The following is a 26,137-nucleotide window of genomic DNA, read 5'->3' as shown; positions in this document are numbered from 1 at the left end:
ATCCGCGGCGCGCCGTCACCGGCGATCCTCACCGTCCCGCGTCCGTCACGGCGACGATATTGTCGTTCGTGTCGCGGTCGATGAAGCTGAGATAGGGATCGACCGCCGCATAGACCGGCTTGCGCTTCGTGACGATCCGCACCTGCTGCTCGCCCGAACGAACCCGCAACCGCTGCATGGACACGACATTCTCGCGACCGAAGCCGAGATCGCCAGGATGCGCCGTGAACACGCCGACATCGACCTGTTCGTCGAACTTCGCCTGCCGTTCATTGCCCTTGCCATCGGCATAGGCCTTTCCGGCATTCACGGTCAGCACGGTTTCGAACTGGCCGTTGGGCAGGCGGCGAACCGTCGCGTCCTTCGCCTTCAGATCGTAAAGCGTGATGCGATAGAATTGATCGAGGATCAGTTCGCGCTCCGCCGGGGTGCGGGCCAGCGTCAACAGGCCGTCCACCAGATCGCTCGACCGCGCATAGGGTGCGGGCTTGAAACGATAGCGGTCGATCAGCCCGCGCAGCACGGTGTTCACGCGGTCCTCGCCCAGGCGATCCTGGAGCAGGTACATCACGATCGAACCCTTGTTATAGTGGATGTAACCTTGCTTGTACGCGCGGGCGAGCGGCCGTTCCTCCGCCGCTTCCGATCGGCGCCCCTGCAGATAGAAGTCGATTTCGTATTTCAGGAACTGCCGGATCTGGTCCGCACCATAGCGATGCTTCATGATCATCAGCGCCGAATATTGCGACAGCGTCTCGGTCAGCACCTCGGCCCCCTCCATGTCCGCCGACATCACCTGGTGGAACCAGTATTGATGCGCCAGTTCATGCGCGGTGACATAGGCCAGGAAGTCGAGCCGCTTCGGATCGCGGAAATCCATCGTGAAGCCGGCCTTTTCCGAATAGCCGACGGTGCCAGGGGCGGAATTCGCGCCGCCGCCATAATCGGGCCGCTCGATGATCCGGGCATAGGAATATTGATAGGGTCCGTAATTCTTGCGGTAATAACCCAGCGCATCCTTCATCACGCTCAGCATCCGATCGATGTTCATCGGGTGCTTGGGGAAATAATAGACGCTTGCCTTCACCCCGTCCGCGTCGATCGATTTGAGCGCGTAGCGCGCCGACTGGATGGTGATGAAGTTGAGCGTGGGAATGGGCGACACGAACCGCGCGGTCCGCCGGCCGTTGGCGACGCTTTCGGACACGCGTGCGCCGGTCACCACCAATGTCTGATCCGCGTCGGTGGTGACGGTGACATCGGTATTGACCCGCTCCACCCCGACGAAGTTCTTGCCCAGCGCCGTGCCGTCTTCGAGCTTCGGGATCGACTGTTCGGGCGGAAGGCCGTGTTTCCGGCGCAGGTTGCTGCCCTGCAGGAAACTCCCGCGCGACATGCCCAGCGCCGGTGCGAAGATCAGGTTGGTCAGATAGGTGCCGTTCGGTGCCGGCTGCGCATCCAGCTCGTACATGCGCCGGTTGCTCGGCAAGGCAGCCAGCCCGCGCTTCTCGATCACGGTGCGGAAGGTCAGCGTGCCGCTCTCGCCCGGCCGCAGCGGCCGGTCGAACCGATAGATGCGGTGGAGATTGTCCTTGTCGTCGCGCACCAGCTTCGCACCGGGCACCGAGATCGCGTCCAGGCGCACCGTCGGGACGCTCATGCGAACATGCAGCGTATCGATCGGCGCCGCCGTCGCATTCACGAAACGGTAGCTGCCGTCGAAGGTCACCAGGCCGCGTGAGGGCTGCAGATCGACGTCGAGATTGACGTCGGTCAGCTTCGGCTCCGGCAATCCGAGATAACGGGAATAGTCCTTCTCATATTGCGCGGCGCGCGCTTCGTCCTTGTCGCCTTCGCTCCAGAAGCGGTTGAGGATGTTCATGTTGTAATAAAGGAAACCGCCCATGCCGATGGTGACGAGCGAAGCGGTCGACAAGAACGCCAGCGGCGTGCCGCGCAACCGCGCCGGCAGGGTCCGCCATTGGCCGCCCAGCGTCACCGCGGTGCCGCGCCGCCACATCAGATGGCCGATCACGACCAGCACCACCGCAAAGGCCGTCCAGTAGAAGCGAAGCCACCAGGCGGTAGCCCCGCCATAATTGGCGCCATTCATATCGGACAGCGGCTGGCCGACCTCGCCATAGTTGAGCAGCGGATGATCGAGCCCCATGCCCGCGAACACCATGCCCGCGACCAGATAGAGCAGCATGATCGCCCAGCCGACGAACTTGTTCGGGCTGATCGCCTGGACCACGATCGCCAGCACGGAGATCTGGAGCACGTACAGCGCACCGGGTGCGACGAACCAGGCCAGCCACTGGCCGAATTCGATATCGACCAGGCCGCGCGCGAACTGGAACAGGATCGATTCGACCAGCGCCACCACGATGCAGAGTGCCAGCAACGCACCGGTGACCCCGGCAAGCTTGGACAGCAGGAAGACCCAATTGGGCAGCGGCGTCGCATCGACGATCTCGTTGATGCGGCGTTCCCGCTCGCGCCAGACCACTTCGCCCGCGAAATAGATCGCCATCAGCAGCGTGATCAGCGTCGAATTGCCGCGGACGACGTCGACGATCGCGAAGGTGCGCGGCCAGATCGGAATGTCGTAGAAACGCCCGGCAAGGTACAGCGTCGAGAACAGGTTGATCGATCCGACAAGCGCCAGCACCCAAAAGGCCGGGCTCTTGAAGATCAGTTTCATCTCGAACAGCGTGCGCGTGCACAGCTGATGCCAGGCGGCACGTACGGGTATATTGTCCGGCAGCCGCTTGGCGATGACGGGCGTGACCGCGGCCAGCTTTTGTTCGCGCGCCGCCTGGCGCCGTGCTCCGCCCTTCGAAACACCGCGATCGGCGAAGCGGAAGCGCCAGACCGCGACGATGACGATCAGAGCGGAGATCGCCAGCCATAACAGGCGGTGGCTGAGCAGCAGCCCGGTCAATTCCGGTGGCTGCGTGTTCGCCTGGATCGGCGTCAGATAACGGATACTCAGGCCATAGGCGACGCTCCCGAACGGTTCGAAATAGGCGGCCAGCGACAGGTCCGGCCATTTCTTGAGCATCGCGGTCAGCGCGAAATAGGCGAACATGAACAGGATCACCGTCAGGTAGCTGTAGGTGACCGAGCGCGTCCAGCACGCCACCGCGAAGAAGATCGCCGAAGTGATCAGCAGATTGGGCAGCGCGAGCACGAAATAGCCGAACAGATAATCCTGCAGCCGGTTGGGCCCGAGATGTTCGGGATCGACCCATGGCATGAAGGTGCCGATCCAGATCGCGAGCGGCACCGCCAGGAATGCGACCGCCGCGCCCAGGAAAGCGCCGCTGAACCGGCCGAACATATAGGGCAGCTTGCCGATCTTGGTCGATCGGATGATCCCGCCGAAACCGGTCTCGTCGTCGCGCACCACCACATTGCCGACGAACGCGGTCGTCACGAACATGAAGAACAGCGACATGATCAGCTGGATCTGCGCGATCGCCGTCGGCGCATTGCTATGGATGTTGCCGCCGCTGCCGAGGCGGATCGACTCCACGGTCGTCGCGCCGAAAGTGAGGAGGAAGAAGAGGATGGTAGCGACCCAGAAGACGGGGTTGCGCAACTGGTAGCGCGCTTCGAAGCGCGCGATGATACCGAACATGGCAGCGGTCCTTATGCGGCTTGGGCAGCGGCGGCGCGGCGTGTGCGCGTCAGCGTGGAGAGATAGACGTCCTCGAGCCCGCCCTCGACCGGCGCGAAGCCGTTGCCGGGGTCCTGCTCGGCGAGGACGTGGACGATGGTGCGACCGGCGAACAGGCGGGTCGAGATCACTTCATATCGGGACTGGACCTCTTCCAGCGCGCTACGCTCGATCGTCCTGGCCCAGATGCTGCCGCGGCTGCGCGCGATGAGTTCGCCCGGCGATCCCTGGAGCTGGATACGGCCCGCCGCCAGCACCGCCATGCTCGGGCACAGGTCCGCGACATCCTCGACGATGTGGGTGGAGAGGATGACGACGACGCTTTCGCCGATCTCGACGAGCAGATTGTAGAAGCGGTTGCGCTCCTCGGGATCGAGACCGGCGGTGGGTTCGTCGACGATGATGAGTTCGGGATTGCCGATCAGCGCCTGGGCAATGCCGAAGCGCTGGCGCATGCCGCCCGAAAAGCCCGCAATCGCCTTGGTGCGCACATTCCACAAATTGGTCTGGACGAGCAGCGTCTCTACCGTCGCACGGCGATCGGCGGCGGAGACCACGCCCTTCAGCGAGGCCATATGGTCGAGCATGTCATAGGCCGACACCCGCGGATAGACGCCGAAATCCTGCGGCAGATAGCCAAGCGTGGCGCGCAGCCGGTCGGGCTGGCCGAGCACGTCGATATCGCCGAAGCGGATCTCGCCCGCCGTCGGCGTCTGCAGTGTCGCGATCGTGCGCATCAGCGACGACTTGCCCGCGCCATTTGGGCCCAGCAGCCCGAACATGCCCTTGCCGATCGAGATGCTCACCCCGTCCAGCGCGCGCGTCCCGTTCGGATAGACATGCTCAACACCCTTTAATTCCAGCACTTTCGCCTCCCAAAATCCCTGTAGATGGTCCGACGGCGCCCTGTTTGGGCTTGCCTGTCCAGATGCCGACCGATATGGTTGGTTACCAACCGATATGGTCTGTAGCAAGAGATTTGTGAAATGATGCCCGAACCCGCCGGCGTCGCGCCGGCCTTTCCGATCCGGCAACCGGCCCGATCCGGACTCATTCCGGTTCACCTCGAACCGGAATGAGGCTAGATCGCGCTGATGCCCAGACCGACCAAATCCGAGATTGACGCCGAGATCATCGATCGCGCAGCGGGGCTGTTCGCCCGTCACGGTTTCGAACGTACCTCGATCCAGCAGATCGCCGACGCGCTCGGCTATTCGAAGGCGGGGCTGCTGCACCATTATGCGAGCAAGCAGGCACTCTACGACGCCGTGCTGAACACCCATGAGGCGCTGGCCGACGAAACCTTCGCCGCGATCGAACGCGTTCCCGCGGGTGTCGCGCGCGACCGCGCCTTTGTCGAAAGTTCGATCGATTTCTGGTTCGACTGGCCAGGCATCGCGGCGCTGGGCCAGCGCTGGTCGATCGACGGAACCGGTGACGAGCCGCGCCTCACCCGCATCGGACTGAAGCTGTTCGCGGCGCTCGGCATCGATGTGAATGCGCCCGATATGGAGCGGTTGGTGCGCGTGTTCGCGGCCACGTCGGGCAGCGGCTTCGCATCACGGATGGCGACGAACCTCGATCTGCGACGCGAACTGCGCGATCATATCGTCGCGACGGCCATGGACGCGCTGGGCCATAGCGACCATGGCACGGCGGAGACGCGCTGAGCGGATCGCGGGGAGAGTGCGCCCGCCCCGACTCGCTGATGTCTTAGAGGCTGGTTTCGGCTAGACGTTCCGACCTCGCCGGCTCGAACCTAGAAATCCAGCCCCAGTGCCAGAAAGGCGTGGTAACCGGCAGCGCCGCCGCCATCGCTGAAGGTCGGCCCACCCGAAGCGAGCAGGCGGAACGGCGCGCGCATCTGATAGATCGCGCCGATCCCCAGGCTGGTCGATGCCCGCCCGCCGATCGTGTCGGCCCCCTGCCGGTCGGCCTCCACGCCGATCAGCAGGCGCGGGCTCATCTGGCGCGTCACCGCGCCGCCACCCGTCCAATAGTCGCGATTGCCGGCGCCCGGATTGATCGCATATCCGCCGCCGCCGAAGATGGACCAGGGCCCCATATCCTTCTGGAACCAGACCGGCAGCAGCCCGGTCACCTTGCCGGCGCCCATGCCGTTGCTGGCGGTGGGCAGCGTCGCACCGGGGAAGAAGGCGACGGAGAAACCGGCATTCTCGTCATGGTAGAAGCGATATTTCGCCGAAACCTCGAGATCGCCCGCGCCCCGGCGCCATCCCCTGGCATCGTGCGCGAAACCGATGGGCAGGCCGACGGTCAGTTGCAGGTCGGGCGCGGCGCCGAAATTGATCTCGACGCCCGTGGCCCCTTCGAAGTCCGCTCCCCGCCCTTCCCGTTCGACGAGCGGTCCGTAGATTTCCCAATGGCCGGTTTCGGTCGGCTCGGGATCGTCGGTCAGGAAAGGCGGGCCCGCCCATGAAGCGACGGGGGTCGCGAGCACCGACAAGGCGAGGAGCCGGGCCAGCATCGCCTTGCGGGCGAAACCACGCATCGCGTTACGCGCCGTCATGCTGGAACGCGGTTTCGGCGGCGCGCTGCGGGATTACCAGGGCCAGGGTGACGATGACCAGCCCGAGCACGAGTGATGCGCCCGCGCGGCTCAGTTCCAGCCCGCCGTGCGAAACCGGCTTGTCGAGGAAATCGCCCACCACCGCGCCGAGCGGACGCGTCAGGATGAACGCGGCCCAGAACAGCGCGACGCGATTGATCGACGTCCGGTAATAGGCGAGTGCGATGAACGCGAGCAGCGCGCCGAACACGACCGCCGAGCCGAGATAGCCGAGCGGGCCGTCGGCGATCCAGTCGCCCAGCGCCGTGCCCAGCGTCTGCGAGAAAGTGATCGTCAGCCAGTAATAGATCTCGGCCCTGGGCTCATGCACCGAACTGACCGAGATGCTGCCCAGCGCCCGGTGCCAGATCGCCAGCGACAGCAGCACCGCCGCCAGCAGGAGCACCGATCCGCCCGGATAGCCGATGCCGAGCGAGCGCGTTGCGAAGTCGGCCATCGTCGTGCCGGCGGTGGTCGATGCGATGATCGTCGCCCAATAGAGCATCGGGTGGAACCGCCTGGCCGCGATCTGCATGCCGACGAGGATGACCAATATCGTCGCGAATATGGCGGTACCGACCAGATAGCCGAGATCCATCGACATGCTGACGGTATCGCCGGCGGTTTCGCCGAAGGTGGTCGCCAATATCTTGATGATCCAGAAACCGAGCGTCACCGCCGGCACCTTGGTCAAGCTCGCTTTCATCGTATCGGACACACCATTGCTCCTGCGATTGCCTGGGGGCGTCGTTTCTCCGGTACGGGGGGGTTAGGTGCGGCGCGCCGTCGCGCCTATAAGCAGGCGCTCAAATCCACTCCGATAAGCGGAAGTCCATGCCCCGGTCCGTCAACAGCACCGCCCTTTTCCCGGCTGCCCTTCTCCCGGCCGCACTATCCGATCGCCGGGTGGCGGCGCCCCTTGCCATCGTCGCGCTCCAGTTCGTGGCGGCCATCTATTTCGTGGTCGACGGTATCGATGACGTGCTGGTGGAGGCGAGCCATGGGCTCAGCCTTGAAATCGTCATGGAATGCCTGGTCGCGTTCGCGCTGCTTGGCGGGGTGGTGATGGGATCGCGCCATATCCGCCGGATCACCGAGGAACTGCGCTGGAAGGAACGCTCGCTCGCCAATGCCCGCGGTGCGCTGGCCGACCATATCGCGTTGCGCTTCGCCGAATGGGGACTCTCGCCGGGCGAGGCCGAAGTCGCGCTGTTCGCGCTGAAGGGCTGCGACGTTGCCGAGATCGCCCGGCTGCGCGGCGCCGCCGCCGGGACGGTGCGGTCGCAATTGAGCCAGATCTACGCGAAAGCCGGGGTGACCAGCCAGGCGATGCTGGTTTCACTGTTTATCGAGGATCTGCTCGATATCGATGCCGAGGGTCGGCAGCGGCGGGCCTGATCGGATAGCGAATGTATCGCCCTGATTTCAGGGCCGCTTCCCGAGCAGGCGCCCGATCAGCGCCCCCACCAGCGCCAGCACGATGATGATGAGCAGATAGATGATCGCCATCACCGGCCAGACGGTCAGCGCCTGCGCATTGATGCTCGCGTCTATCTCGTTCTTGAGGCCGATATAGAAGAGGATGCAGGCCGGCAGGATGCAGGTTGCGGTCGCCCTGAGGATCGAACTCCCCGAATAGCCGCGCGCACCGGCCAGGAAGAACGCGCCGATCATGGCCAGTATCCAGATTTGCACCGTCCACTCCGCGAAAATAAGGCCGGTATCACGCGATCAGGGGACGGGAAAGCCGACTTTGGCGGGAACGCGCCGGGGCGAGTTGGATGGCCGGGGCGCTCAGGCGAGAGTGAGGTAGATTTCAGCCTCCAGCACCCAGTCCGCACCGGTATCGCGCCATTTTGCGCTATAGGCGCCGGATGCGAGGGGGTGACCGGTGGTGGCGGCAACGCCCTGCCAATGACCATGTTCGAGCGCGATGGGTTCGACGGGCGAGGCGAGGATGGTCTCCGGAGTGCGGGTGTAGAGCGTGCGTGCCGACGCGGCGAACTCGCGCTTCCACGCCAGCAATTGCGCCTTGCGACCGGACAGGACCGCGCTGTCGGTGCCGGTGACGAGGATCGCGTCGGACGCGAGGATCGGACCAATGGCAGCAAGGTCCCCCTCCGCCAGCGCGCGGTTGAACGCGGCACGGCGTAGGCGAATGGCGAGATCGGAAGCGGAGGACATCGGGGGCTTTCGGCAATGGAGCTTGAAAACCAGCCTAAAGCGCTTCCCGAAAAAGTGGGAACCGGTTTTTCGGGAAGCGCTTTAGAACCGCCGTGCCAGCACCAGCCCGATCGTGCGGGGATTGGGCGGGTTATTATAGGGGTCGAAACCCAGCACGCCATCGACGATGCGCGGTGGCTGCCGGTCGAACAGGTTGGCGACGACGATCTGCGCCTCGCTGTCCGCCAGCCAGGGCGCCGACGACAGGCGGCCGAGATCGAGGCCGAGGAACAGCGAGGCGGTGGTGAAGGATCCGACCTTGTGGACCGGCTGGCCGGGTCGGTCGTCGGTGAAGCCGTCGATATAGTTGATCACCGACCCGATCGAGACGCCGCCACGACCCCAGGCGATGGTGCCGTTCAGCCGCAGGTCGGCGGGCTTGGCATAGCCGTCGAGCCGCGAGATCGCGGTCGAGCCGCCGGCCTTGAGCGAGAGGTTCAATATATATTGACCGCTCAGTTTCATCATCGCGCTGCCCCCGAACAGGGGCGTGCGCCAGGCAAGATCGAGATCGAGGCCGTCGGTGGATTCCACCGCGAAATTCTGCGCCCTGATGTCCGCGATCAGCTGGACGCGCGAGAGAAGATCGGCGGGCACCTGGCTGGCGGAATCGAAGAAGGTGAGTTCGCCGCCATTGATCGACGGCACTTCGGCGAAGCGGCGGAAGACGTCGGGATTGTAGAGCACTTCACGCACCGCATCCATGCCGGGGCGGGCGATGTTGAAGACCTGCAGGTCCTGAACCGACAGGCTGTCATCGGGCGAGGGCGTGCCGACACGGCCCGAAATCCTGATCCGGTAATAGCCGGCCTTGATCGTCAGGCCGGGGACGAATGCGGGGGTCAGATCCATGCCGAGCGTGACAGTGTCGGCATTCTGCGTCTTGAGATCGGGATTGGCGCCCGCGCGGAACATCACCAGCGCCTGGCCCGGCGGCAGCGCGGGATCCTGATCCTTGGGGTCGAGGAATTTATAATCGTACAGGCCGAACGAAACCTGTTCGGCGATGCCGATCGTGCTGCGGAAACGCGGAACGAGGAACGATCGGGCAAAGGTGCCGCGCAGCGCGATCGAGCGATCGATCTGCCAGCGCAGCCCCAGCTTGGGCGAGAGCGCGGTGTCGAAACCGAGATCCTCGTAGCGCGCGGCCGCGGATAGGGTGAGCGAGCGCATCAGCGGCACCGCCTGTTCCGGCCCGACGATCGGCACATTCACTTCGCCGAAGATCGACTTGACCTTGCGTGTACCGCCCTTGCGGTTGAAGAAGATCGTCGCGTCGGTGCGCAGCGCTTCCTCGCGATACTGGAAACCGCCCGCCGCCAGCACCGGCCCGGCCGGCAGCGACATCAGGGCGGTCTGGCCGCGCAGCTCCGCGACGAACAATGTGTTGGTGGACTCGCGCGTGCTGGGCGGACGTCCCATCCGGCTGGAGCTGCTGTCGCTATGGGTGCGGTGATAATCCACCGTCAGGTCGAGCGCGGTCGTACCCTGCCCCTGCCAGTGGACGCCGCTATAGATCGAGACACCGGTGGTGCGCGTCTTGAACACCCGGTTATAGGCCGCCTCGTCGAGGAAGATCTGGCGCGAGCTGCGGTCGCGCTGAAAGCGCGAGGCATCGACCGAAAAGGTGAAATCGCCCGCTTCCTGCCGCACGCCGCCATAGAGGCCGGTCAGCCTTTCGTCGGGAAGCTGGGTGATTTGGAGCGCTTCGCCCGCAACGTCGACAGGGTCGCCGATAAAGGGCGAGCGTTTCTGGTACATCGCCATGCCATAGACACTGCCGCTGCCCCATGAATGGCCGGCGAGCAGGCTGGCCTGGAGATCCGCCTTGCCCGTCCGCGTCGCGGCGGCGCCGCGCACCTGCACTTCGATACCCTCGGTCGGTCGGCGGGTGACGATATTGACGACGCCGGCGACGGCATCGGCGCCATAGGTGGCGGAGGCACCGTCGGGAATGATGTCGATCCGCTCGATCAGCATCGACGGGATCACCGACACCGTCGGCGCCTCGGTCAGGCCGACCGAGGGCATGCGCCGGCCGTTGAGCAGGGTCAGCGTCGCGTCCGAAGCGAGGCCGCGCAGCGCGAAACCCGAAAAGCCGTCAAACTGGTTATAGGTCGTCGCGTCACCCAGCGGGCTGCCGATGCCCGCGCCGGTCGTCGCGAATTCGCTGAGATCGCCGGTGAAATTCTGCGGGATGGTGAGCATGTATTCGGACAGCGCGCCCGATCCCGATTGCACGATATCCGCCTGGTCATGGGTATAGACCGGGCTGGCGACATATTCCCGGGGCAGGCCGCGGATCAGCGAGCCGGTGACGACGATGTCGGCCGATACGGGCTCGTCGTCGCGCACCCGATCGCCCTCCGCCCCATCCGCCGTCGTCGTCTGCTGCGCCGCGGCGGGCGATGCGCAGACGCCGATGAGCGAGAGCGCGGACAGCGTATTGAAAACCAGTTTCTGCAAGAAACTTCCCCCCGACCCGATCCACGACACATGTGATGTTATACCATATCTAAATGAGCCCCTAGGTCGTGCGCACCCGGTCGTCAATCCTGTCCTTGCGAGATCCGGACGTCTGAAAGCGCCTCATCAGAGGCTGGGGGGTCGGCCTTGTGCGGCCCCTGCCCCGCTCAATCCTTGATGTCGATCACATAGCTGCACCCGGCCAGCACCTTACCGGGGTGCGAAGTGACCGTCGAGATATTGAGCGAAATCCGGGTCGTTCCCTGAAAGATCGGTGATCCGCCATCGAAGGGCGCTTCGACGATCATCCGCTGCCCCATATATTTGCCGGATGTGTCGATCACCGGCGCAACCTCCAGTTCCTTTGCCAGCGCCTGCGGTGTCGTATCGGACAGGACCGCCATCAGGCCCGAATTGCTGAAGGCGACCCGGTCGGTGGTCCGGCCGAACACCGTGATCGGCGTGGCGAGGCGATATTCGGAAAGGAACGGATTGCCGCCCTTGACCGCGGTCATCCCGTAATGCCGCCTGGCCTCCTCATTGTCGTTGAACCAGATCGCGAAGCCGTTCCAGCTCGGCACATCCTTCAGCTTGCACGCGATGATGTCGGGAAGCGTCAGGCTCGACGGATCGAACTCGTCCGCGACATCGTCATTGGCGTGCGCAGGGACGGTCAGCAGGCCAAGCAGAATGGCGGGCAAGCCAGCGCGAAATCTCATGGGATCAATGGGTCCTTATTCGCATATGGGCACAGCAAGCCCGTCGGATCGCGCGACATGCCGCTGTTCCCGGTCAGGCCTTTTTTCCGTCGCGGATGATCCGTGCCCATGGATTGAGGTCGGGCTCGGCGATCTTCACCAGCGTGTTCCTGTCGCGATGCAGGAAAGGCTCATCGCGGCCGCGCACCATCAGGCTCGTGTCGGAAATATAGCTCCACGAGCCATCGTCATGGAAATCGACCTGGATGCTGTAGGAATCGGTCCGGAAGGCAAGCTCGAGGAATGTCGTCGAGCAGATGCCATATTCGGTCTGTCCGCGCTCGGCCTTCAGCACCAGCCTGGTGGCGTCGGGCCCGGCATGGCCGGCCGCGATCGCGATCTGTCCGCGCGGGATCGCCAGGGTTTGCAGGATGAGCCCCGTCGCCGGCTCCCAAAGCCAGTAGCCGACCTGGTCGTGGAACGCGATCGCCTCTTCCCGGGTGTTGATATGGACGTGATAGCGCAGCCCGTAGAAGAGTTGCGGTCCATTGGCCTGGGGATCGATGGGCTGCATCTCGATGCGTTCATAATAGTCCCGCTGCTCCGGCCCCTCGGCCTTGGGGTTGAGATCGACGCCGCGATGCCCTTCCCATATGCCCGCCAGTCGACGCAAAGGGCCCAGATTGGCCAGCGTCTCGGCGTCGACGTCCTCGGGCTCGGTGAAGATGTCGTCCGGAATATCCACGTCTGGCCTCCCCATATCGATCCGCTGATGATCGCAAACATTCCATAGCGGCTTGATCCGGCTGCCGAAAGCGGCGCCTGCCCCTGCCGCAATCAGCCGTCCCCTGCATCGAATGCACCGCGATACCGTTCGATCTCGTCTATGTGCGTCTGAACCCAGCCGCCGAGTTGCACGCCCTGTTCGGCGAGCGAGATACCGAGTTCGGTCAGCGCATATTCCACCTGCGGCGGTACGGTGGGATGAACGGTGCGGCTGACCATGCCGTCCCGTTCCAGCGCGCGCAGCGTGCGGGTCAGCATCTGCTGCGAGATTCCGGCGACGGCGCGACGCAACTGGTTGAACCGCAACGGTCCCTCGCGCAGCGTCACCACCACCGGAAGCGTCCAGCGATCGCCGAACCGCGCCAGATGTCCGGCGATCGCTCCGCAATTCTGATGGCCGCGCTCCGGGGTGGTCATCTGCATGTGACTAGGCCTCAAAAATATGCGTTCTTGGCCCGTTCCCGCGGGCTTCATAGCTAATTGGGGTCACTGAACCAGTTTGGACAGCCCCCTTATGAAACTCCTGCATCTCGATTCCTCCATTCAGGCCGATGGTTCGGCCAGCCGCGTCATCTCCGCCGCGATCGTCGCGCATCTGACGAACCTGGATCCCACGATCGAGGTCGTCCGGCACGACCTGGCCGCCGATCCCCTGCCGCATCTGACGCTCGACCGCTTCGCATCCGACGACGGCAAGGGCGTGCTCGACACGTTTCTGTCCGCCGACATCGTCGTGATCGGTGCACCGATGTACAATTTCGGTATCCCGTCCCAGCTCAAAAGCTGGTTCGATCATATCCTGATCGCCGGACAGACCTTCAGCTATGGTCCCGACGGCGTCGAGGGGCTGGCCGGACGCAAGCGGGTCATCGTCGCCGCCTCGCGCGGCGGCTTTTACGGGGAGAGCAGCCCCGGTGCGTCGAACGAACATGCCGAAAGCCATTTGCGGGCGATGCTGGGCTTTATCGGCATCGCCGACCCGGAGATCATCGTCGCGGAAGGCGTTGCCTATGGCCCGGAGCAGCGGGATGAGGCTCTGGCCGCCGCACGCGTGCGGATCGACGGCATCGCGCCGGCCACGCTCGCCGCGGCCGCCTGAACGGGCAACCGGCATCCCGTCATGGCGGGATGCCGGCAACACCTCCCGGAACGATCACGCCAGCATCTATTGGATACCGAAACAAGAATCGGAGTTTGGCGACCGTCTGCCCGCCATAAACCGAAATCCGGCGACTGCCTCCAGGGACAGCGCCGATCTCAGTAAAGTCAATTCAAAGGTAGACGGAACATGTCCAAAGAAAGCGACAACAAAGCCATTGTCGGTCGCTGGTTCACGCACTTCTGGGGCGAGACCTGCGATCTTTCCATTGTCGACGACTTGGCGGCGCCCGATATGCTTCTCCAATATTCGCTTCACGAACCCCGTCGCGGCCATGCCGACATCAAGGCGTTCATGACCGATTTCCGCGAAGCGTTTCCCGACCTCAATTTCTGGGGCGTGACCGACCTGATCGCCGAAGGCGACTATGTCGTCGGCCAATGGGAAGGCGGCGGCACCCATAGCGGTCCCGCATTCGACGATTTCCTGATCGGCGGCCTTCCGGCGAATACCGGCCGGACGATGCGCTTCACCGGCACGACGGTGCTGAAGCTCGAGAACGGCAGGATCGTGTCGGAGATCGGGCTCGATGACGGCGTGGCCGCCCTGACGCAGCTCGGCCTCATCCGCGCAGCGTGATCGCGTGACCGCCGTCGGCCATCCGGCGGCGGTCATCGCATCAGGCGTCGGTTCGAACATGAGTTTGAAAGCAAGGGGCGGAGCGCGCGCTCGAACGCGACCGCCATAATGACGATCATGAAAATGGGAGAGCCGGTGATGGCGACACGATCCGAAGATCGCGAAAGCGATATGACCGCAATAGAGATGGACCCGCGCTGGGCACGCGTGCTCGCGCGCGATCGCTCGGCAGATGGCATATTCTGGTACTCGGTCTCGACCACCGGCATCTATTGCCGTCCATCCTGCCCGTCCCGGCACGCCAATCCGATCAACGTCAGCCTGTACAACAGCCTGGCCGAAGCCAGGGCGACGGGCTTCAGAGCGTGCAAGCGCTGCAACCCCGACGGAATCCCGCAGGACATCGAGAACACGAAGCTGGTCGAAAAGGCCTGTCGGCTGATCGAGCAAAGCGAAGAACAGCCATCGCTTGGCGAACTCGCGGGCATCGCCGGTCTGAGCACAAGTTATTTCCATCGGCTGTTCAAGGCCGCGACCGGTCTTACGCCCAAGGCCTATGCCGCTGCCCGCCGGGCGTCCCGGATCCGCGAAGGCCTGGCCAGGGGCCGCTCCGTGACCGAGGCCATCTACGATGCCGGCTTCAGCTCCAGCGGCCGGTTCTACGAACAATCGACCCAGATGCTCGGCATGACGCCGACCAGATACCGGGAGGGTGGCATGCACGAAGATATTCGTTTCGCGATCGGACAATCCTCACTGGGCGCGATCCTCGTCGCATCGAGCGCAAGGGGCGTCGTGTCGATCCTGATCGGCGACGATCCCGACGCTCTGGCACGCAATCTCCAGGATCGCTTTCCCAATGCGCGCCTGATCGGCGGCGACAGGGATTATGAGCAATTGGTGGCGCGCGCCGTCGGCTTTGTCGAAGCGCCTGCCCTGGGCCTCGACCTCCCGCTGGACGTGCGCGGCACCGCGTTCCAGCAACGGGTGTGGCAGGCGCTGCGCGATATCCCGGTCGGCAAGACCGCGACCTATGCCGAGATCGCCAGCCGGATCGGCCGGCCCAGGGCTGTCCGGGCGGTGGCGGGGGCCTGCGCGGCCAATCATGTCGCGGTCGCGATCCCCTGCCATCGTGTGGTGCGCAGCGATGGCTCGCTCTCCGGCTATGCCTGGGGGGTCGAACGCAAGCGCCATCTGCTGGAGATGGAGGCAGCCGCCTGACCGATCTGGAAGCCTCGGGCGGACATGGCGGCTTGACCCGATCGGGTGTGCCGGACAGTGTCCGCCGCGATGACAAAGACCATCGCGAAACGCGCCGCGCTGCTTCTGATTCTGGCCACCGCGCCGCTCCTGACCGGCGCCGCGCCGCAGGCCTCCAGCGGCCCCGAGATCCGCATCGACGATGTGACCCGCTTCTACGCCATCTATGATGCGGCGGGCGGCAAGCCGACGGCGGAACAGCTCCAGCACGACTATCTCGACAAGGGCAGCACCGGGCTGGCCGAATTCGCGCGGCTGCGGAATTTCACCGGCGAACGCATGGCCGCCGCCATCGCCGAGCGCCCGGCGATGTTCGCCGATGCGAGGCGCTGTACCGCAGTGCTGCCCAGGGTGACCGCCCGGCTCGCCCCTGCCCTGGCGAAGCTTGCCGCGCTTTATCCAAAGGGCATCTATCCCCCGGTGACGCTCGCTGTCGGCCGCGGCAAGACCGGCGGGACGGCCAATGCCTCGGGCGTGATGATCGGGCTCGAGACCCTGTGCGCCTTCGATTTCATGGAGCCCGATCCGGAGGATCGCTTCGTCTACGTCATCGCGCACGAATATGCGCATGTGCAGCAACCCGCCGCGCAGGTGGAGGATCCCGACGCGACGGTGCTGACCGCCGCGCTGATCGAAGGCGCCGCCGAATTCGTCGGCGAACTGATTTCGGGCTCGGTCAGCTATCGCCACCTCATCACCGCGACCAAGGGGCGGGAAAAGGCACTGGAAACCGCCTTTCTCGCGGACAAGGACAGGAAGGCGCTGGGATCCGACTGGCTGTATAATGGCCGTGGCACGTCCGAGCGGCCAGGCGATCTCGGCTATTGGGTCGGCTATCGGATCGCCAAGGCCTATTATCAGCGCGCCGCGGACAAGCGCGCCGCGCTGCGCGACATCATCGAAATGAGCGACGCCAAAACCTTCCTTGCCAAAAGCGGATGGACGCCGGGAATGGTGCTGAAATAGGCGCTCCGCACGCGCGTCTTCGTGCGAGATCAATCCGTCTCGATTTCCGCCTGCTCCGCCATGACTCGCTGGAATTCGGCGGTGAGCCGGTCGAGCACATTCTCATGCCCCTCGGGCAGCGGCGTGCCGAGATGGTAATGACGCAGCTCGGCCATGAACGCCGCCCATAAAGCCGGGCCGCCTTCCTCGAGCAATTGCTGCCGGATCGCGAGCGGCGGCGTGACCGGCAGATGGCGGCGCCCCCACGCGCCCATCGCCACCAGCATCGGCACCAAGTCGATCGCCTTTTCGGTCAGGCTGTAAATCGCCTTCTGGCGATGCGTCGGATCGGCACCGCGGGTGAGCAGGCCGTTATCGACCAGCCGTTTCAGCCGGTCGGCCAGGATGTTCGACGCGATCCCCTCATCGGATCGCGTGAGCATTTCGCGGAAATGGCGGCGATTGCCGAACATGATGTCGCGGATGATGACGAGCGTCCAGCGATCGCCGAGCAGCTCGATGGTGAGGTTGATGGGGCAGCCGGAGCGGATGATGGTCATTACCACTTGCAACATACAATCAGTTTCGTTACGCGCAACCAGTTGCAATATACAATCAGACTGGAGAGTGTCATGGGCAAGGTTCGCGTCGCCGGCTTTTCGATCTCGCTCGACGGATTCGGCGCGGGCCCGGATCAATGCCTGGAGGATCCGCTGGGCAAGCGCGGCACCGAGCTTCATCAATGGGCCTTCGGCACGCGCACGTTCCGCACCATGTTCGGCGAGGGCGGCGGCAGCGACGGCGTCGACGAGCAGTTCGCCCATCGTTCGATGGACGGATTCGGCGCCTTCATCCTGGGCCGCAACATGTTCGGCCCAAGCCGCGGCGATTGGCCGGACGACGGGTGGAAAGGCTGGTGGGGCGACAATCCGCCCTATCACGCGCCCACCTTCATTCTGACCCATCATCCCCGCACATCGATCGAGATGGCGGGCGGAACGACTTTCCATTTCGTCACCGAGGGCATCGATGCGGCGCTGGAGCGTGCGCGCGAAGCCGCAGGCGATCTCGACGTCAAGATCGGCGGCGGCGCCGATACCGTGCGCCAATATCTCCGGGCCGGCGCGGTCGACGAGATGCATCTCGCAATCGCGCCGGTGCTGCTCGGCCGCGGCGAGGCCTTGTTCGCAGGGCTGGACCTGCCTGCGCTCGGCTACCGCGTGACCGAAACCGTCAGAAGCGATTATGCGACGCATGTCGTGATCGAAAAATAGGCGAGGCGCCCGCCGCGACCGGTACACATGCAGCGAATGCACGGGGCTTGACCCGCCATGCACTTGCGCAAAGCGGCCGAAGCGCCCACAGAGGTCGTACAGGCGCGCCCGAGGGTGCGCCGATCGCATGAGGGCAGCGCTGGCTCCCGTTTGCGACTGCGATGACGTCGTCGCAAATCATCCAGTCCCAGGAGCCTTCCATGTCGAGAACCGCCGTCCGCCCCTATCTCGTTGCCAAGGATGAAGCGGGCGTGTTTCGCGTCACCGTGCGGACGACCCGCTATAATTCCCAGGGCTATCCGCTCGTGTCGAGCGAGATGCTGGAAGACAGCTTCAAGACCCAGACCGCCGCGCGCGCGTTCGTTCGCGAGCAATATCGCGTCGAGGCGGACCAGATCGCCAGCAAATAAGCGGCGCCAGCCGCAGCGGAGGTTGATGTGAGCGAGTCGCTGGACGACCGTATCATCGAAACGCCGGACGGCCCGATGACCTGGGCCGAATGGAAAAAGAAACATCCGGTGCAGCTGCCGTCGCGGCGCAGCAAGGGCAAGGATCTGCCCAACAAGGTAAAGCGCTTCACCAACGAGCGCTAACGGCGGTCCGCCTCAAGCGAGAAACCTCCTCCCTGTCATTCCCGCGAACGCGGGAATCCAGACGATGCCGATCATCGAGCTCTATGCCACTGGATTCCCGCGTTCGCGGGAATGACATAGGACAGATGTCAGCCCGATGGATCACTTCACCCCACACACATTCGCACGATCCACCGATTCCGCTTGACGGCGGGGGCGGTTGGCGGGTTTCGACGCGGCATGATTTCCACCGGACCAGCCACTGCGATCGGGGCCGTCGCCATCCTGCTCTGGGCGGGGCTCGCCACGCTCAGCATCGGGGTGACCGCCTATGGCTCGCTCCAGCTCATGACCGCGGGCTTCGCCGTCGCGTTCGTCGCCGGCGCGGCCTGGCTGATCGCGACGGGGCGTGCGGCGTCGCTCGACATCCGCCGGCTGCCGCGCGCCTTCGTGATCGAGGCCGGCCTGTCGCTGGCGGGCTATCACCTCCTCTATTTCCAGGCGCTGCGCTCGGCCCCCGCGGCGGAGGCCAATCTCGTCAACTATCTCTGGCCGCTGCTCATCGCGGTGTTCGCCGATCGGTCGCGGATCCTGCGCACCCTGCCCGGCGCACTCATCGGCTTTGCCGGCGTGGCGCTGCTGCTCCACCAGCCCGGCGGCTTCGCCAGGCCCAGCTGGGGCCATGTCGCCGCGCTCGCCGCGGCGATCGTCTGGACCTGCTACAGCATCCGCAATGCGCGCTTCGCCGCGATCCCGAGCGAGGCGCTGGTCGGCATATTCGGGCTGGTCGCGCTGATCGGTTTTGCGGTGCTCGCGATCGGCGGCACGCCGATGACCTGGCCCGGCAACGGACAGGCATTGCTCGTGTTGGCGATCGGCATCGGGCCGTTCGGCCTCGCCTTCCTGGCTTGGGATCTCGGCACGAAACATGGCCGGGTCGGTCTGCTCGGCATCCTCGCTTTCTCCACGCCCGTCCTGTCCACGTGCCTGCTCGTGCTCACCGACCATGCCGCGCCGAGCGCGCAGCTCGCCGCCGCTTGTGCGCTGGTCGTGACCGGCGCGGCACTCGCGGCGCATGCCGGGCGTCCCCGCGCGACCGATTCCAAAGCCTGAAAAGGACCCATCATGCTGCTTCACATGTCGACCTGGCCCGAGATCGCGACATTCCTCGAACGCTCGCAGACCGTCGTGATCCCGATCGGTTCGAACGAGCAACATGGCCCGACCGGGCTGCTCGGCACCGACTGGCTATGCCCGGAGATCATCGCGCACGAAGCGCAGCGCGAGGCCGACATCCTCGTCGCGCCGACCTTCAACATCGGCATGGCGCAACACCATCTGGGCTTTGCCGGAACGATCTCGCTGCGCCCCTCCACATTCATGGCCGCGATCGGGGATTGGGCGCGCTCGCTCGCCGCGCACGGCTTCACCCGCCTCTATTTCCTCAACGGACATGGCGGCAATGTCGCATCGATCGAAGCGGCATTCTCGGAAATCTATGCGGAGGCGAGCTTCGCCCGCCGCGATCTCGGTTATACGTTGCGCCTGCGCAACTGGTGGGATCTTCCCGGGGTGACGGCGCTCGCCGGGCGGCAATTCCCGACCGCGCATGGCAGCCATGCGACGCCATCGGAAATCGCGATCACCCAATGGCGCTATCCCGACCAGATCAAGCAGGCGGTGTGCGATCCGGCGGTCGCGCCGAGTGGGCCGGTCCGCGAAGCCGCCGATTTCAGGCGGCGTCATCCCGACGGCCGCATGGGCTCAGACCCGCTTCAGGCGACGCCTGAAGCGGGTGGTGAACTGGTCGCTGCCGCAATACGCGGCCTGGCCGAGGATTTGCACACGGGCTGGTAGCCCGCGCGATTATTTGCGGTTCTTGCGCGCGGCGTAACGCGCGTCGCGCTCCGCCTTCTTCTCGGCTTCGGTCCTCAGCGCAGCAGCGGCGGCATCGGCTTCGGCCTGTGCTGCGGCGGCCGCACGCGCGGCGCGCTCGGCCTTCTGCGCTTCGTCGCGCAGACGCTTGGCTTCGCGCTTCTCGGCTTCCGCCGCCTCGCGCTTCAGCTGTGCGGCGGCACGTTCGGCGAGTTCCGCCTCGGTCGGAACGGGCTTGGCGCGCAGCATGTCGAGCGCCTTCTGCTTCGCCTGCCGGGCGAGTGCGGTACGTTCGTTAAAACCCGGGTCTTTATACGATGCCATGTTTCTCCTTTCTCATTCAGCGCCGTCGCGCGCCACGCGGACCGCCAAAGCCCGATCCGGGCGTGCGTTCGCGATAGATGATCCGTCCCTTGGTGATGTCATAGGGCGTCATCTCGACCTGTACGCGATCCCCAACGACCGAACGGATGCGATTTCTCCGCATGCGGCCGGCCGTATAGGCGATTATACTATGATCATTCTCGAGCAGCACGCGAAAGCGGCCGTCGGGAAGGATCTCGTCGATCTGCCCGTCGAACGTGTGCAGTTCCTCTTTTGCCACGGCTCTTCCCTTCACAATGGATGCATTGTCCGCGCGCGGCAGCGCACGGAGCCAGGAAGCGTGAACAGGAAGGGTCCGCCCAGGGAGCGTCATTTCCGTCGCAGGCGACGATAGCTGCCCCCATTTAGGCGATCGGGGCCGGAAAGCAACAACGGCGTCCTCCGATAGCGGGCGCAGGCCGCTCGCCGAACCGCGGGGAGAGTTTCATGCGAAGACGCGAAAGCCGCCAATAGAGAGATGTACAACCCAAACCGTCATCCCAGCGAAAGCTGGGATGACGTACTCTGGCCAGGAATTTTTATCCGCCCACTGCGCGTCCACCTCAGCGCTTCGGTGCCTCGTCCTTATACACCTTCCCCGCGCGCATCACGAACAGCACCTTGCCCATGGTCGCGATGTCGGACAGCGGATCGCCGGCGACCGCGATGATATCGGCCTGCTTCTTCGGCGCGATCGTCCCGAGCGTGTCGGCCATGCCGAGCGCGTCCGCGGCATTGATCGTCGCGGAACGCAGCGCATCGGCCGGAGTCATGCCCGAGCGCACCATATGGTCGAATTCCTCATGGACGCGCTCGGGCCCGAAAACGCCGAGATCGCTGCCGAACAGGATCGGGACGCCCGCCGCATAGGCCTGTTTCAGGCCGGCGACATGCTCGGCATAAAGATCGCGCTTGAGCATCTCCTTCACCACCGCACCCGCGACATAGGCGGCGAGCAATGTCGGGGTGAAACGCGTGCCGTGCCGTTTCATCAGCGCGACATTCTCCGCGGTCACCGGCCCATGCTCGATCGTATCGACCCCCGCCTCCACCGCCATGCGCACGGTTTCGGGCGAGCTGACATGCGCCGCCACCTTGCGATTGAGGTGATGCGCGGTCTCGACGATCGCCTTGATCTCGTCGGGATATTCATAGGACGCGACCTTGGGGTCCATGAAGGGAGGTGCTGCGAAACGCAGCTTGATCACATCCGCGCCGGCGCGGACTTCCCTGCGGATCACGCGACGGCAATCGTCCGCGCCGTCGCACAGCCCGCCGGTATCGGCGATCACATCGTCCAGCCCGTCGCGCAGCGCGAAATTGACCGGATCATAATCGCCGCCCGAAACATTGAATTGCGGCTGCACCGCGACGATGCGCGGCCCCTCCACCGCACCGCGCGCGATCGCGTCGCGGATATCATAGGTCACGCCCGCCGGATCGCCGAGATTGCGGACGGTGGTGAAGCCGTTGGTCAACATTGCGCGCACCGTCGGCAGCGCCTCCAGCGCCAGCGCCGAACGCCGCCGCGTATTCGCACGCAGCAACGATCCTTGCGGATCCGCCATATTGATCAGCAAGGTGACATGGGTGTGCATGTCGATCAGCCCTGGCATCACCGTGCAGCAGGACAGGTCGACCACCTTGCCCGCCGCTTCATAGCCCGGCTTTACCGCCGTGATCACGCCGTCCTCGATGATCACGCTCTGCTCGGTCAGCACCGGCTTTCCCGCTTCCTGGATCAAGCGTCCGGCATGGATGACGGTCGTATCCGCATAGGCGGCGGCGGGCAGGCACAATGCGGCCGCCGCAAGCAACAGATGTTTCATGCGTGGATATCCTTGAACATGAGGTTTCGTCGCCCTGAACGGGCCGCGGTCAGTGCTTTCTGGGATGCTTGAAATAGGGCGCTTCGTTGCCGAAAATGACCGCCCACTCCGCCGGTTCGAGCGGTAGCTGCGTACGCAGCAGCGCATAATAGGCATCGGGCGTGTAGATGGCGGGCCAGTCGGAACCCAGGATGAAGCGGTCCATGCCGATCCGGCGCATCACCTTGACGAACGACGCCGCCAGCGCCGGATCGGTCTTGTCGTTCACGACGACCAGCGCCAGCTCGATCCTCAGATTCTTCGTGCCCCTGGCCTTCTTCCCGATCGCATCGCCGTAGAGCGAAAGCACGTCGACCGTGGCCTGGTCGAGCTCGCCCCAGCTGCCGCCATGCGCGATCTGGACGGGCACGTCGCCCATGCCCGGCAGCACCTTGTCGATAAAGGCGTGCGCATCGTCCGCCGTATAATCCTTGGCGTTGCGCACATGGATCGCGATCGGCAGCGCATTGCGCCCGGCAAAGGCGAAGACCCCGGCAAGCTTTTCGATATCGGCGGGCGAACGCGGATTGAAACCGCTATTGGCCAGATGCAGCTTCAGCCCGCTCACCCCCGGCCGGTCGCGCCAATATTCCAGTTCGTCCATCGCGTTGGAGGCGAGCGGATTGACCGAGATGAACGCCTGGAGCCGGCCGTGAGACGCCAGCCCGGCCGCGACATTATAGGCATTCTCCTGGCGCGTCAGCGCCGGCATGTCGGTGGGCGCCGGCTGCATCAGCGGCGATGCGAACATATAGGCGACCGACAGCAAGGTCCCCTGGCGCACCCCGGCCTTGTCGAGCACCGCCAGCGCGTCGGCGCCGCTGCGCTCCTTCATCAGATCGTCGGACATGCCGGCGAAGATTTCGGGCTTGGCGGCCTTCATCCGTTTGAGATCGGCGGTGATCGCCGGCCCCTGGATATGCATGTGATAATCGCCGATCGCCTGAGGAACAGGGGCCGGCGCCTGATCCTGCGCATTGGCCGCCAGCGACCAGGTCGTCGCGGCCAGCAGGCAGGCCAGGCGGAATCGTACAACTCTCTTCATCGTTGGAACCCCTCCGTCCGATCGGCTCCACATCTCCCGCCCGTACGCCGGATGAGAGATGTGGAGCTATTTCGGTTATTTATTCCTATCACTACGAACCGATTTGGATCAGATTCAGAATGTCTTCGACAGAGCCACGCCAAAGGTGCGCGGCTGGATGATCGCGGCCCGCTGGATCGGCCCGACCGTCGATCCGGTAAGATAGGCGCGCTTGTCCCCGACATTGCGGACGAAGATATCCATCGAATAGCCGTCATGCGTCAGCCCCGCGCGCAGATCGACGGTTTCATAGGCCGGCAGGACGAAGCGCTGTTCGGTCGCGTTGGCGGCGAATGTGCTGAAGCGCCGGCCGACATGGCGAAAATTGGCGCCGACATAACCGTTCCAGGCTTCGGCGAGCGGAAAGCTGTATTCGGCGCCGACCAGCCCCGCCCATTTCGGCGTATTGGGCAGCGGATCGCCAGCATCGGCGAAGGTGGGCGGCGGGGTCGCGGCGCGCGTATAGGCGTCGGTATAGGCGATGTTGCCGTTCAGGGTCAGACCCCGCACGGGGCGATAGACGAACGATCCTTCCACGCCCTTGCTGCGGGCGCTGCCGCCATTGGTGTAGAAATTGAGCCCGGTCACCGCATCGGTCCCGCGGATCTGGACATCCTTCCAGTCGATGAGGAACGCCGCCAGCTCCAGGCTGAGCGCGCGATCGAACAGATCGGTCTTGGTGCCGATCTCGTAATTGATCACCTTGTCGGCGCCATAGGTCGCCAGATTGCCGGTCAGCCCGACATTGGGGCCGCCGGGCCGAAAGCCGGACGCCACCCGGGCATAGGCCATCAGCGTATTGCTGATCCGGAACCGCGGATTGATCGAGAAAGTCAGCTGATTTTCCGAAGATGCAGCCGGTATCGAACTCGATCCGATCAACAGTCCGTCGGTGGCCGAAACCGAGTGCTGGCTGTTATGGCTGTAGCGCAGGCCGGCCTGGACGTCGAAACGATCGCTCAAATTGAGCGTCAGATTGGCGAAGCCCGCAATCTCCTCATATTTCGCCGGCGCACTGGCGGCCAGCAGCAGCGGGATGCCGGGAAGCTCGGCGCCCGTCGTCGCATCGACGCTGGTCGTCGTCTGGTAGATGGCGGCCGATTCCCGCGTGTAGAAAGCGCCGACCTGCCAGCCGAACAGCCCGGTCGAGTTCGACGTCGCGCGCAATTCCTGCGTGAATTTGTTCGCGCTGATGTTGCTGACCAGGCCGGCACCGGCATTGGGCACGCCGAAGAACTGCGTGATCAGCGGCCCCAGGACAGGCGAATAATCGACCACGCTCGCAAAGCGGCGGCGGCTATAGCTGGTGTCCGACACCACATCGAAACCGTCGAAATCGCCCTTGATCGCCAGATCGAACAACCACAATGTCGATCGTGCGATATCGGTGCCGGGCACGGTTCCGGTTTGTAGGCCATCGCCGATCGGCCGGCCGGTCACGGGATCGAGGTCGACAACGGGATTGCCGCGATTGCGGATCTTCTGATGCAGCGCGGAGAGATTGACGGTGATGGTCTCGCTGGGCTTGAGCGCCAGCGCCACCCGGCCGCCATGATAGAGCGTCCTGTTCCGATCGGTGGTGCCGCGGCTGGGATCGTCGAGAAAGCCCGGATCCTCACGGTAGAAGCCGCTGGCGGTCAGTGCGGCTTTCTCGCTGAGCGGCAGGTTGACGCGTCCGCGGGCCGATACGCCCAGATCGCCGCCGTCGATCTGCGTCGCCCCCACTTCGACACGGCCGGTAACCCGGTCGAAATTGGGCGCCTTGTTCACGAATTTGATCAGCCCGCCCAGGCTGCTGGCGCCATACAGCGTTCCCTGCGGCCCGCGCAGCACTTCGATCCGATCAAGATCATTGGGGTCGAGATCGGGGATCGAGCTGCCGCCGCCGAAAAAGGTGCTGCCGGAAACCGGCGTATCGTCGATATAGACCGCCACCGTCGGATTGCCGCTGCCGGTGGTGACGCCGCGAATGCTGACCGAGGACTGCGCACCGCCGGCCGCGTCGTTGGAGACGTTCAGCCCGGGAACACGCGCCGCATAATCCTCCAGCCGGACTTCGCCGTTGCGCGTCAGCGTATCGGCGCGCAGCGCGGTGATCGAAAAGGGAACGTCGAGCAGCCGCTCGCTGCGCTTGCTCGCAGTGACGATGATCTCGCTGTCCTCGAACGGATCCGCAGCGGCGGTTTCAGGCCCAGCCTCCACAGCGGCCGGCGCGGAGATGGGCTGCGGCGCGCTTTTATATTTCAGGACGATCATCGATCCGTCGTCGCTCGCGATCGACAGTCCGGTGCCTGCGATCATCGCGCGCAATGCCGCGCGCGCGTCGATATTGCCCTTGATCGCCCGGGTCCGCACGCCACGCATCCGGCCCGTCGGTGCCGAGATCTGGATGCCCGCCTGCCGGGCGAATTCGGGAATGGCCTGCCGGGCATCCTGCGCCGGCACGTTGAAATTACGCTGCTGCGCAACAGCCGGTTGCGCAAGCACGAGGCTCGCGATCGCGCAGGTGATTGCAAAGGTCGATCTGGTCTTCAGCCGTGTCATTTCGGTCCCCCCCGAGCCCGCTTGGTGCGGGCGTTCGGACCTAGACGCGCGGTGAAATTCAAATCCGCTATCCACGGATGAAAAAAATTTGAAACATAATATGGAAGCGATCTGGACCCGCGAGTGGATGACAAGCGGGCGATGGCCCTTCCTTCCCCCTCACCCCCTTCAGGGGGAGAGGGATGGGGAG

General features: G+C 64.5%; 27 protein-coding genes. 11 read left to right on the top strand and 16 right to left on the bottom strand.

The annotated features are described in order from the left end of the window. Window positions 1-28: 28 nt before the first annotated feature. Both AC3WN8_RS13565 and AC3WN8_RS13560 read right to left on the bottom strand, forming a co-directional pair. The gene (locus tag AC3WN8_RS13565; RefSeq protein ID WP_492669969.1) at window positions 29-3,643 is read right to left on the bottom strand and encodes an ABC transporter permease/M1 family aminopeptidase; all 3,615 of its coding nucleotides are present in this window, start codon (window positions 3,641-3,643) and stop codon (window positions 29-31) included. An 11-nt stretch (window positions 3,644-3,654) separates the two neighbouring features. Then, on the bottom strand, window positions 3,655-4,548 hold the full coding sequence (locus AC3WN8_RS13560) for an ABC transporter ATP-binding protein (protein ID WP_492669968.1): 894 nt from the start codon (window positions 4,546-4,548) through the stop codon (window positions 3,655-3,657). 228 nt (window positions 4,549-4,776) lie between these two features. Between AC3WN8_RS13560 and AC3WN8_RS13555 the strand changes: the two genes are divergently transcribed. Next, window positions 4,777-5,352, top strand: coding sequence for a TetR/AcrR family transcriptional regulator (locus AC3WN8_RS13555; RefSeq protein ID WP_492669967.1), 576 nt, complete (start codon window positions 4,777-4,779; stop codon window positions 5,350-5,352). Window positions 5,353-5,441: 89 nt separating this feature from the next. Here AC3WN8_RS13555 and AC3WN8_RS13550 read toward each other — a convergent pair whose 3' ends face one another. After that, the gene (locus tag AC3WN8_RS13550) at window positions 5,442-6,212 is read right to left on the bottom strand and encodes a hypothetical protein (RefSeq protein WP_492669966.1); all 771 of its coding nucleotides are present in this window, start codon (window positions 6,210-6,212) and stop codon (window positions 5,442-5,444) included. Continuing rightward, the gene (locus AC3WN8_RS13545; protein ID WP_492670080.1) at window positions 6,199-6,957 is read right to left on the bottom strand and encodes a COG4705 family protein; all 759 of its coding nucleotides are present in this window, start codon (window positions 6,955-6,957) and stop codon (window positions 6,199-6,201) included. Before AC3WN8_RS13545 ends, AC3WN8_RS13550 begins: the two co-directional genes overlap by 14 nt. Window positions 6,958-7,157: 200 nt before the next feature. On the opposite strand from AC3WN8_RS13545, the gene AC3WN8_RS13540 reads away from it, so the two are divergent. Then, the gene (locus tag AC3WN8_RS13540; RefSeq protein WP_492669965.1) at window positions 7,158-7,649 is read left to right on the top strand and encodes a helix-turn-helix transcriptional regulator; all 492 of its coding nucleotides are present in this window, start codon (window positions 7,158-7,160) and stop codon (window positions 7,647-7,649) included. A gap of 27 nt (window positions 7,650-7,676) precedes the next feature. Here AC3WN8_RS13540 and AC3WN8_RS13535 read toward each other — a convergent pair whose 3' ends face one another. The 6 genes from AC3WN8_RS13535 to AC3WN8_RS13510 all read right to left on the bottom strand — a co-directional run bounded on the left by AC3WN8_RS13535 (window position 7,677) and on the right by AC3WN8_RS13510 (window position 12,847). Then, on the bottom strand, window positions 7,677-7,925 hold the full coding sequence (locus AC3WN8_RS13535; RefSeq protein ID WP_492669964.1) for a hypothetical protein: 249 nt from the start codon (window positions 7,923-7,925) through the stop codon (window positions 7,677-7,679). A 120-nt stretch (window positions 7,926-8,045) separates the two neighbouring features. Beyond that, a complete protein-coding gene (locus tag AC3WN8_RS13530) occupies window positions 8,046-8,435 on the bottom strand; it encodes a nuclear transport factor 2 family protein (protein WP_492669963.1) in 390 nt (129 codons plus the stop codon). Between the two features lie 81 nt (window positions 8,436-8,516). After that, a complete protein-coding gene (locus tag AC3WN8_RS13525) occupies window positions 8,517-10,940 on the bottom strand; it encodes a TonB-dependent receptor plug domain-containing protein (RefSeq protein WP_492669962.1) in 2,424 nt (807 codons plus the stop codon). Between the two features lie 167 nt (window positions 10,941-11,107). Further along, window positions 11,108-11,659, bottom strand: coding sequence for a hypothetical protein (locus AC3WN8_RS13520; RefSeq protein ID WP_492669961.1), 552 nt, complete (start codon window positions 11,657-11,659; stop codon window positions 11,108-11,110). Between the two features lie 73 nt (window positions 11,660-11,732). Then, window positions 11,733-12,383, bottom strand: coding sequence for an FABP family protein (locus AC3WN8_RS13515; RefSeq protein ID WP_492669960.1), 651 nt, complete (start codon window positions 12,381-12,383; stop codon window positions 11,733-11,735). Between the two features lie 92 nt (window positions 12,384-12,475). After that, the gene (locus AC3WN8_RS13510) at window positions 12,476-12,847 is read right to left on the bottom strand and encodes a winged helix-turn-helix transcriptional regulator (RefSeq protein ID WP_492669959.1); all 372 of its coding nucleotides are present in this window, start codon (window positions 12,845-12,847) and stop codon (window positions 12,476-12,478) included. A 91-nt stretch (window positions 12,848-12,938) separates the two neighbouring features. Here AC3WN8_RS13510 and AC3WN8_RS13505 point away from each other — a divergent pair, with 91 nt between their 5' ends. The 4 genes from AC3WN8_RS13505 (at window position 12,939) to AC3WN8_RS13490 (ending at window position 16,388) form a co-directional block, all read left to right on the top strand. After that, on the top strand, window positions 12,939-13,523 hold the full coding sequence (locus AC3WN8_RS13505; RefSeq protein WP_492669958.1) for an FMN-dependent NADH-azoreductase: 585 nt from the start codon (window positions 12,939-12,941) through the stop codon (window positions 13,521-13,523). A gap of 189 nt (window positions 13,524-13,712) precedes the next feature. Further along, window positions 13,713-14,162 (top strand): ester cyclase, encoded by a 450-nt coding sequence (locus AC3WN8_RS13500; RefSeq protein ID WP_492669957.1) that lies wholly within the window; start codon window positions 13,713-13,715, stop codon window positions 14,160-14,162. Between the two features lie 138 nt (window positions 14,163-14,300). Beyond that, window positions 14,301-15,383: a bifunctional DNA-binding transcriptional regulator/O6-methylguanine-DNA methyltransferase Ada gene (gene ada, locus AC3WN8_RS13495; RefSeq protein ID WP_492669956.1), complete on the top strand. Its 1,083-nt coding sequence runs from the start codon at window positions 14,301-14,303 to the stop codon at window positions 15,381-15,383. 69 nt (window positions 15,384-15,452) lie between these two features. Next, window positions 15,453-16,388, top strand: coding sequence for a DUF2268 domain-containing putative Zn-dependent protease (locus AC3WN8_RS13490; protein ID WP_492669955.1), 936 nt, complete (start codon window positions 15,453-15,455; stop codon window positions 16,386-16,388). A 29-nt stretch (window positions 16,389-16,417) separates the two neighbouring features. On the opposite strand, the gene AC3WN8_RS13485 is transcribed toward AC3WN8_RS13490, so the two are convergent. Then, window positions 16,418-16,927 carry a winged helix-turn-helix transcriptional regulator gene (locus tag AC3WN8_RS13485; protein ID WP_492669954.1) on the bottom strand — a complete coding sequence of 170 codons (510 nt, stop codon included), beginning with the start codon at window positions 16,925-16,927 and terminating at the stop codon, window positions 16,418-16,420. A 72-nt stretch (window positions 16,928-16,999) separates the two neighbouring features. Here AC3WN8_RS13485 and AC3WN8_RS13480 point away from each other — a divergent pair, with 72 nt between their 5' ends. The 5 genes from AC3WN8_RS13480 to AC3WN8_RS13460 all read left to right on the top strand — a co-directional run bounded on the left by AC3WN8_RS13480 (window position 17,000) and on the right by AC3WN8_RS13460 (window position 20,070). Beyond that, window positions 17,000-17,641, top strand: coding sequence for a dihydrofolate reductase family protein (locus AC3WN8_RS13480; protein WP_492669953.1), 642 nt, complete (start codon window positions 17,000-17,002; stop codon window positions 17,639-17,641). Window positions 17,642-17,841: 200 nt separating this feature from the next. After that, window positions 17,842-18,051: a hypothetical protein gene (locus tag AC3WN8_RS13475; protein WP_492669952.1), complete on the top strand. Its 210-nt coding sequence runs from the start codon at window positions 17,842-17,844 to the stop codon at window positions 18,049-18,051. A gap of 27 nt (window positions 18,052-18,078) precedes the next feature. Then, a complete protein-coding gene (locus tag AC3WN8_RS13470) occupies window positions 18,079-18,234 on the top strand; it encodes a hypothetical protein (protein ID WP_492669951.1) in 156 nt (51 codons plus the stop codon). A 219-nt stretch (window positions 18,235-18,453) separates the two neighbouring features. After that, window positions 18,454-19,326, top strand: coding sequence for a DMT family transporter (locus tag AC3WN8_RS13465; RefSeq protein WP_492669950.1), 873 nt, complete (start codon window positions 18,454-18,456; stop codon window positions 19,324-19,326). Window positions 19,327-19,338: 12 nt separating this feature from the next. Next, complete coding sequence (locus tag AC3WN8_RS13460; protein ID WP_492669949.1) at window positions 19,339-20,070, top strand: creatininase family protein; 732 nt, start codon at window positions 19,339-19,341, stop codon at window positions 20,068-20,070. A gap of 9 nt (window positions 20,071-20,079) precedes the next feature. Here the strand turns inward: AC3WN8_RS13460 and AC3WN8_RS13455 are convergent, their stop codons facing one another. The 5 genes from AC3WN8_RS13455 to AC3WN8_RS13435 form a co-directional block, all read right to left on the bottom strand. Continuing rightward, window positions 20,080-20,412 (bottom strand): DUF6481 family protein, encoded by a 333-nt coding sequence (locus AC3WN8_RS13455; protein ID WP_492669948.1) that lies wholly within the window; start codon window positions 20,410-20,412, stop codon window positions 20,080-20,082. A gap of 16 nt (window positions 20,413-20,428) precedes the next feature. Next, window positions 20,429-20,692 (bottom strand): translation initiation factor IF-1, encoded by a 264-nt coding sequence (gene infA / locus AC3WN8_RS13450; protein WP_492669947.1) that lies wholly within the window; start codon window positions 20,690-20,692, stop codon window positions 20,429-20,431. A gap of 322 nt (window positions 20,693-21,014) precedes the next feature. Continuing rightward, a complete protein-coding gene (locus AC3WN8_RS13445; protein ID WP_492669946.1) occupies window positions 21,015-22,280 on the bottom strand; it encodes an amidohydrolase family protein in 1,266 nt (421 codons plus the stop codon). A gap of 49 nt (window positions 22,281-22,329) precedes the next feature. Then, window positions 22,330-23,364 (bottom strand): amidohydrolase family protein, encoded by a 1,035-nt coding sequence (locus AC3WN8_RS13440; RefSeq protein WP_492669945.1) that lies wholly within the window; start codon window positions 23,362-23,364, stop codon window positions 22,330-22,332. Window positions 23,365-23,478: 114 nt separating this feature from the next. Next, window positions 23,479-25,947 (bottom strand): TonB-dependent receptor, encoded by a 2,469-nt coding sequence (locus tag AC3WN8_RS13435; RefSeq protein WP_492669944.1) that lies wholly within the window; start codon window positions 25,945-25,947, stop codon window positions 23,479-23,481. Window positions 25,948-26,137: the final 190 nt, after the last annotated feature.

It is taken from the genome of Sphingobium sp. FW305-3-2-15-F-TSA7, from assembly GCF_058787155.1.
Note: the sequence above shows the minus strand (reverse complement) of the source record. Positions and strands in the feature narration are given on the sequence as shown.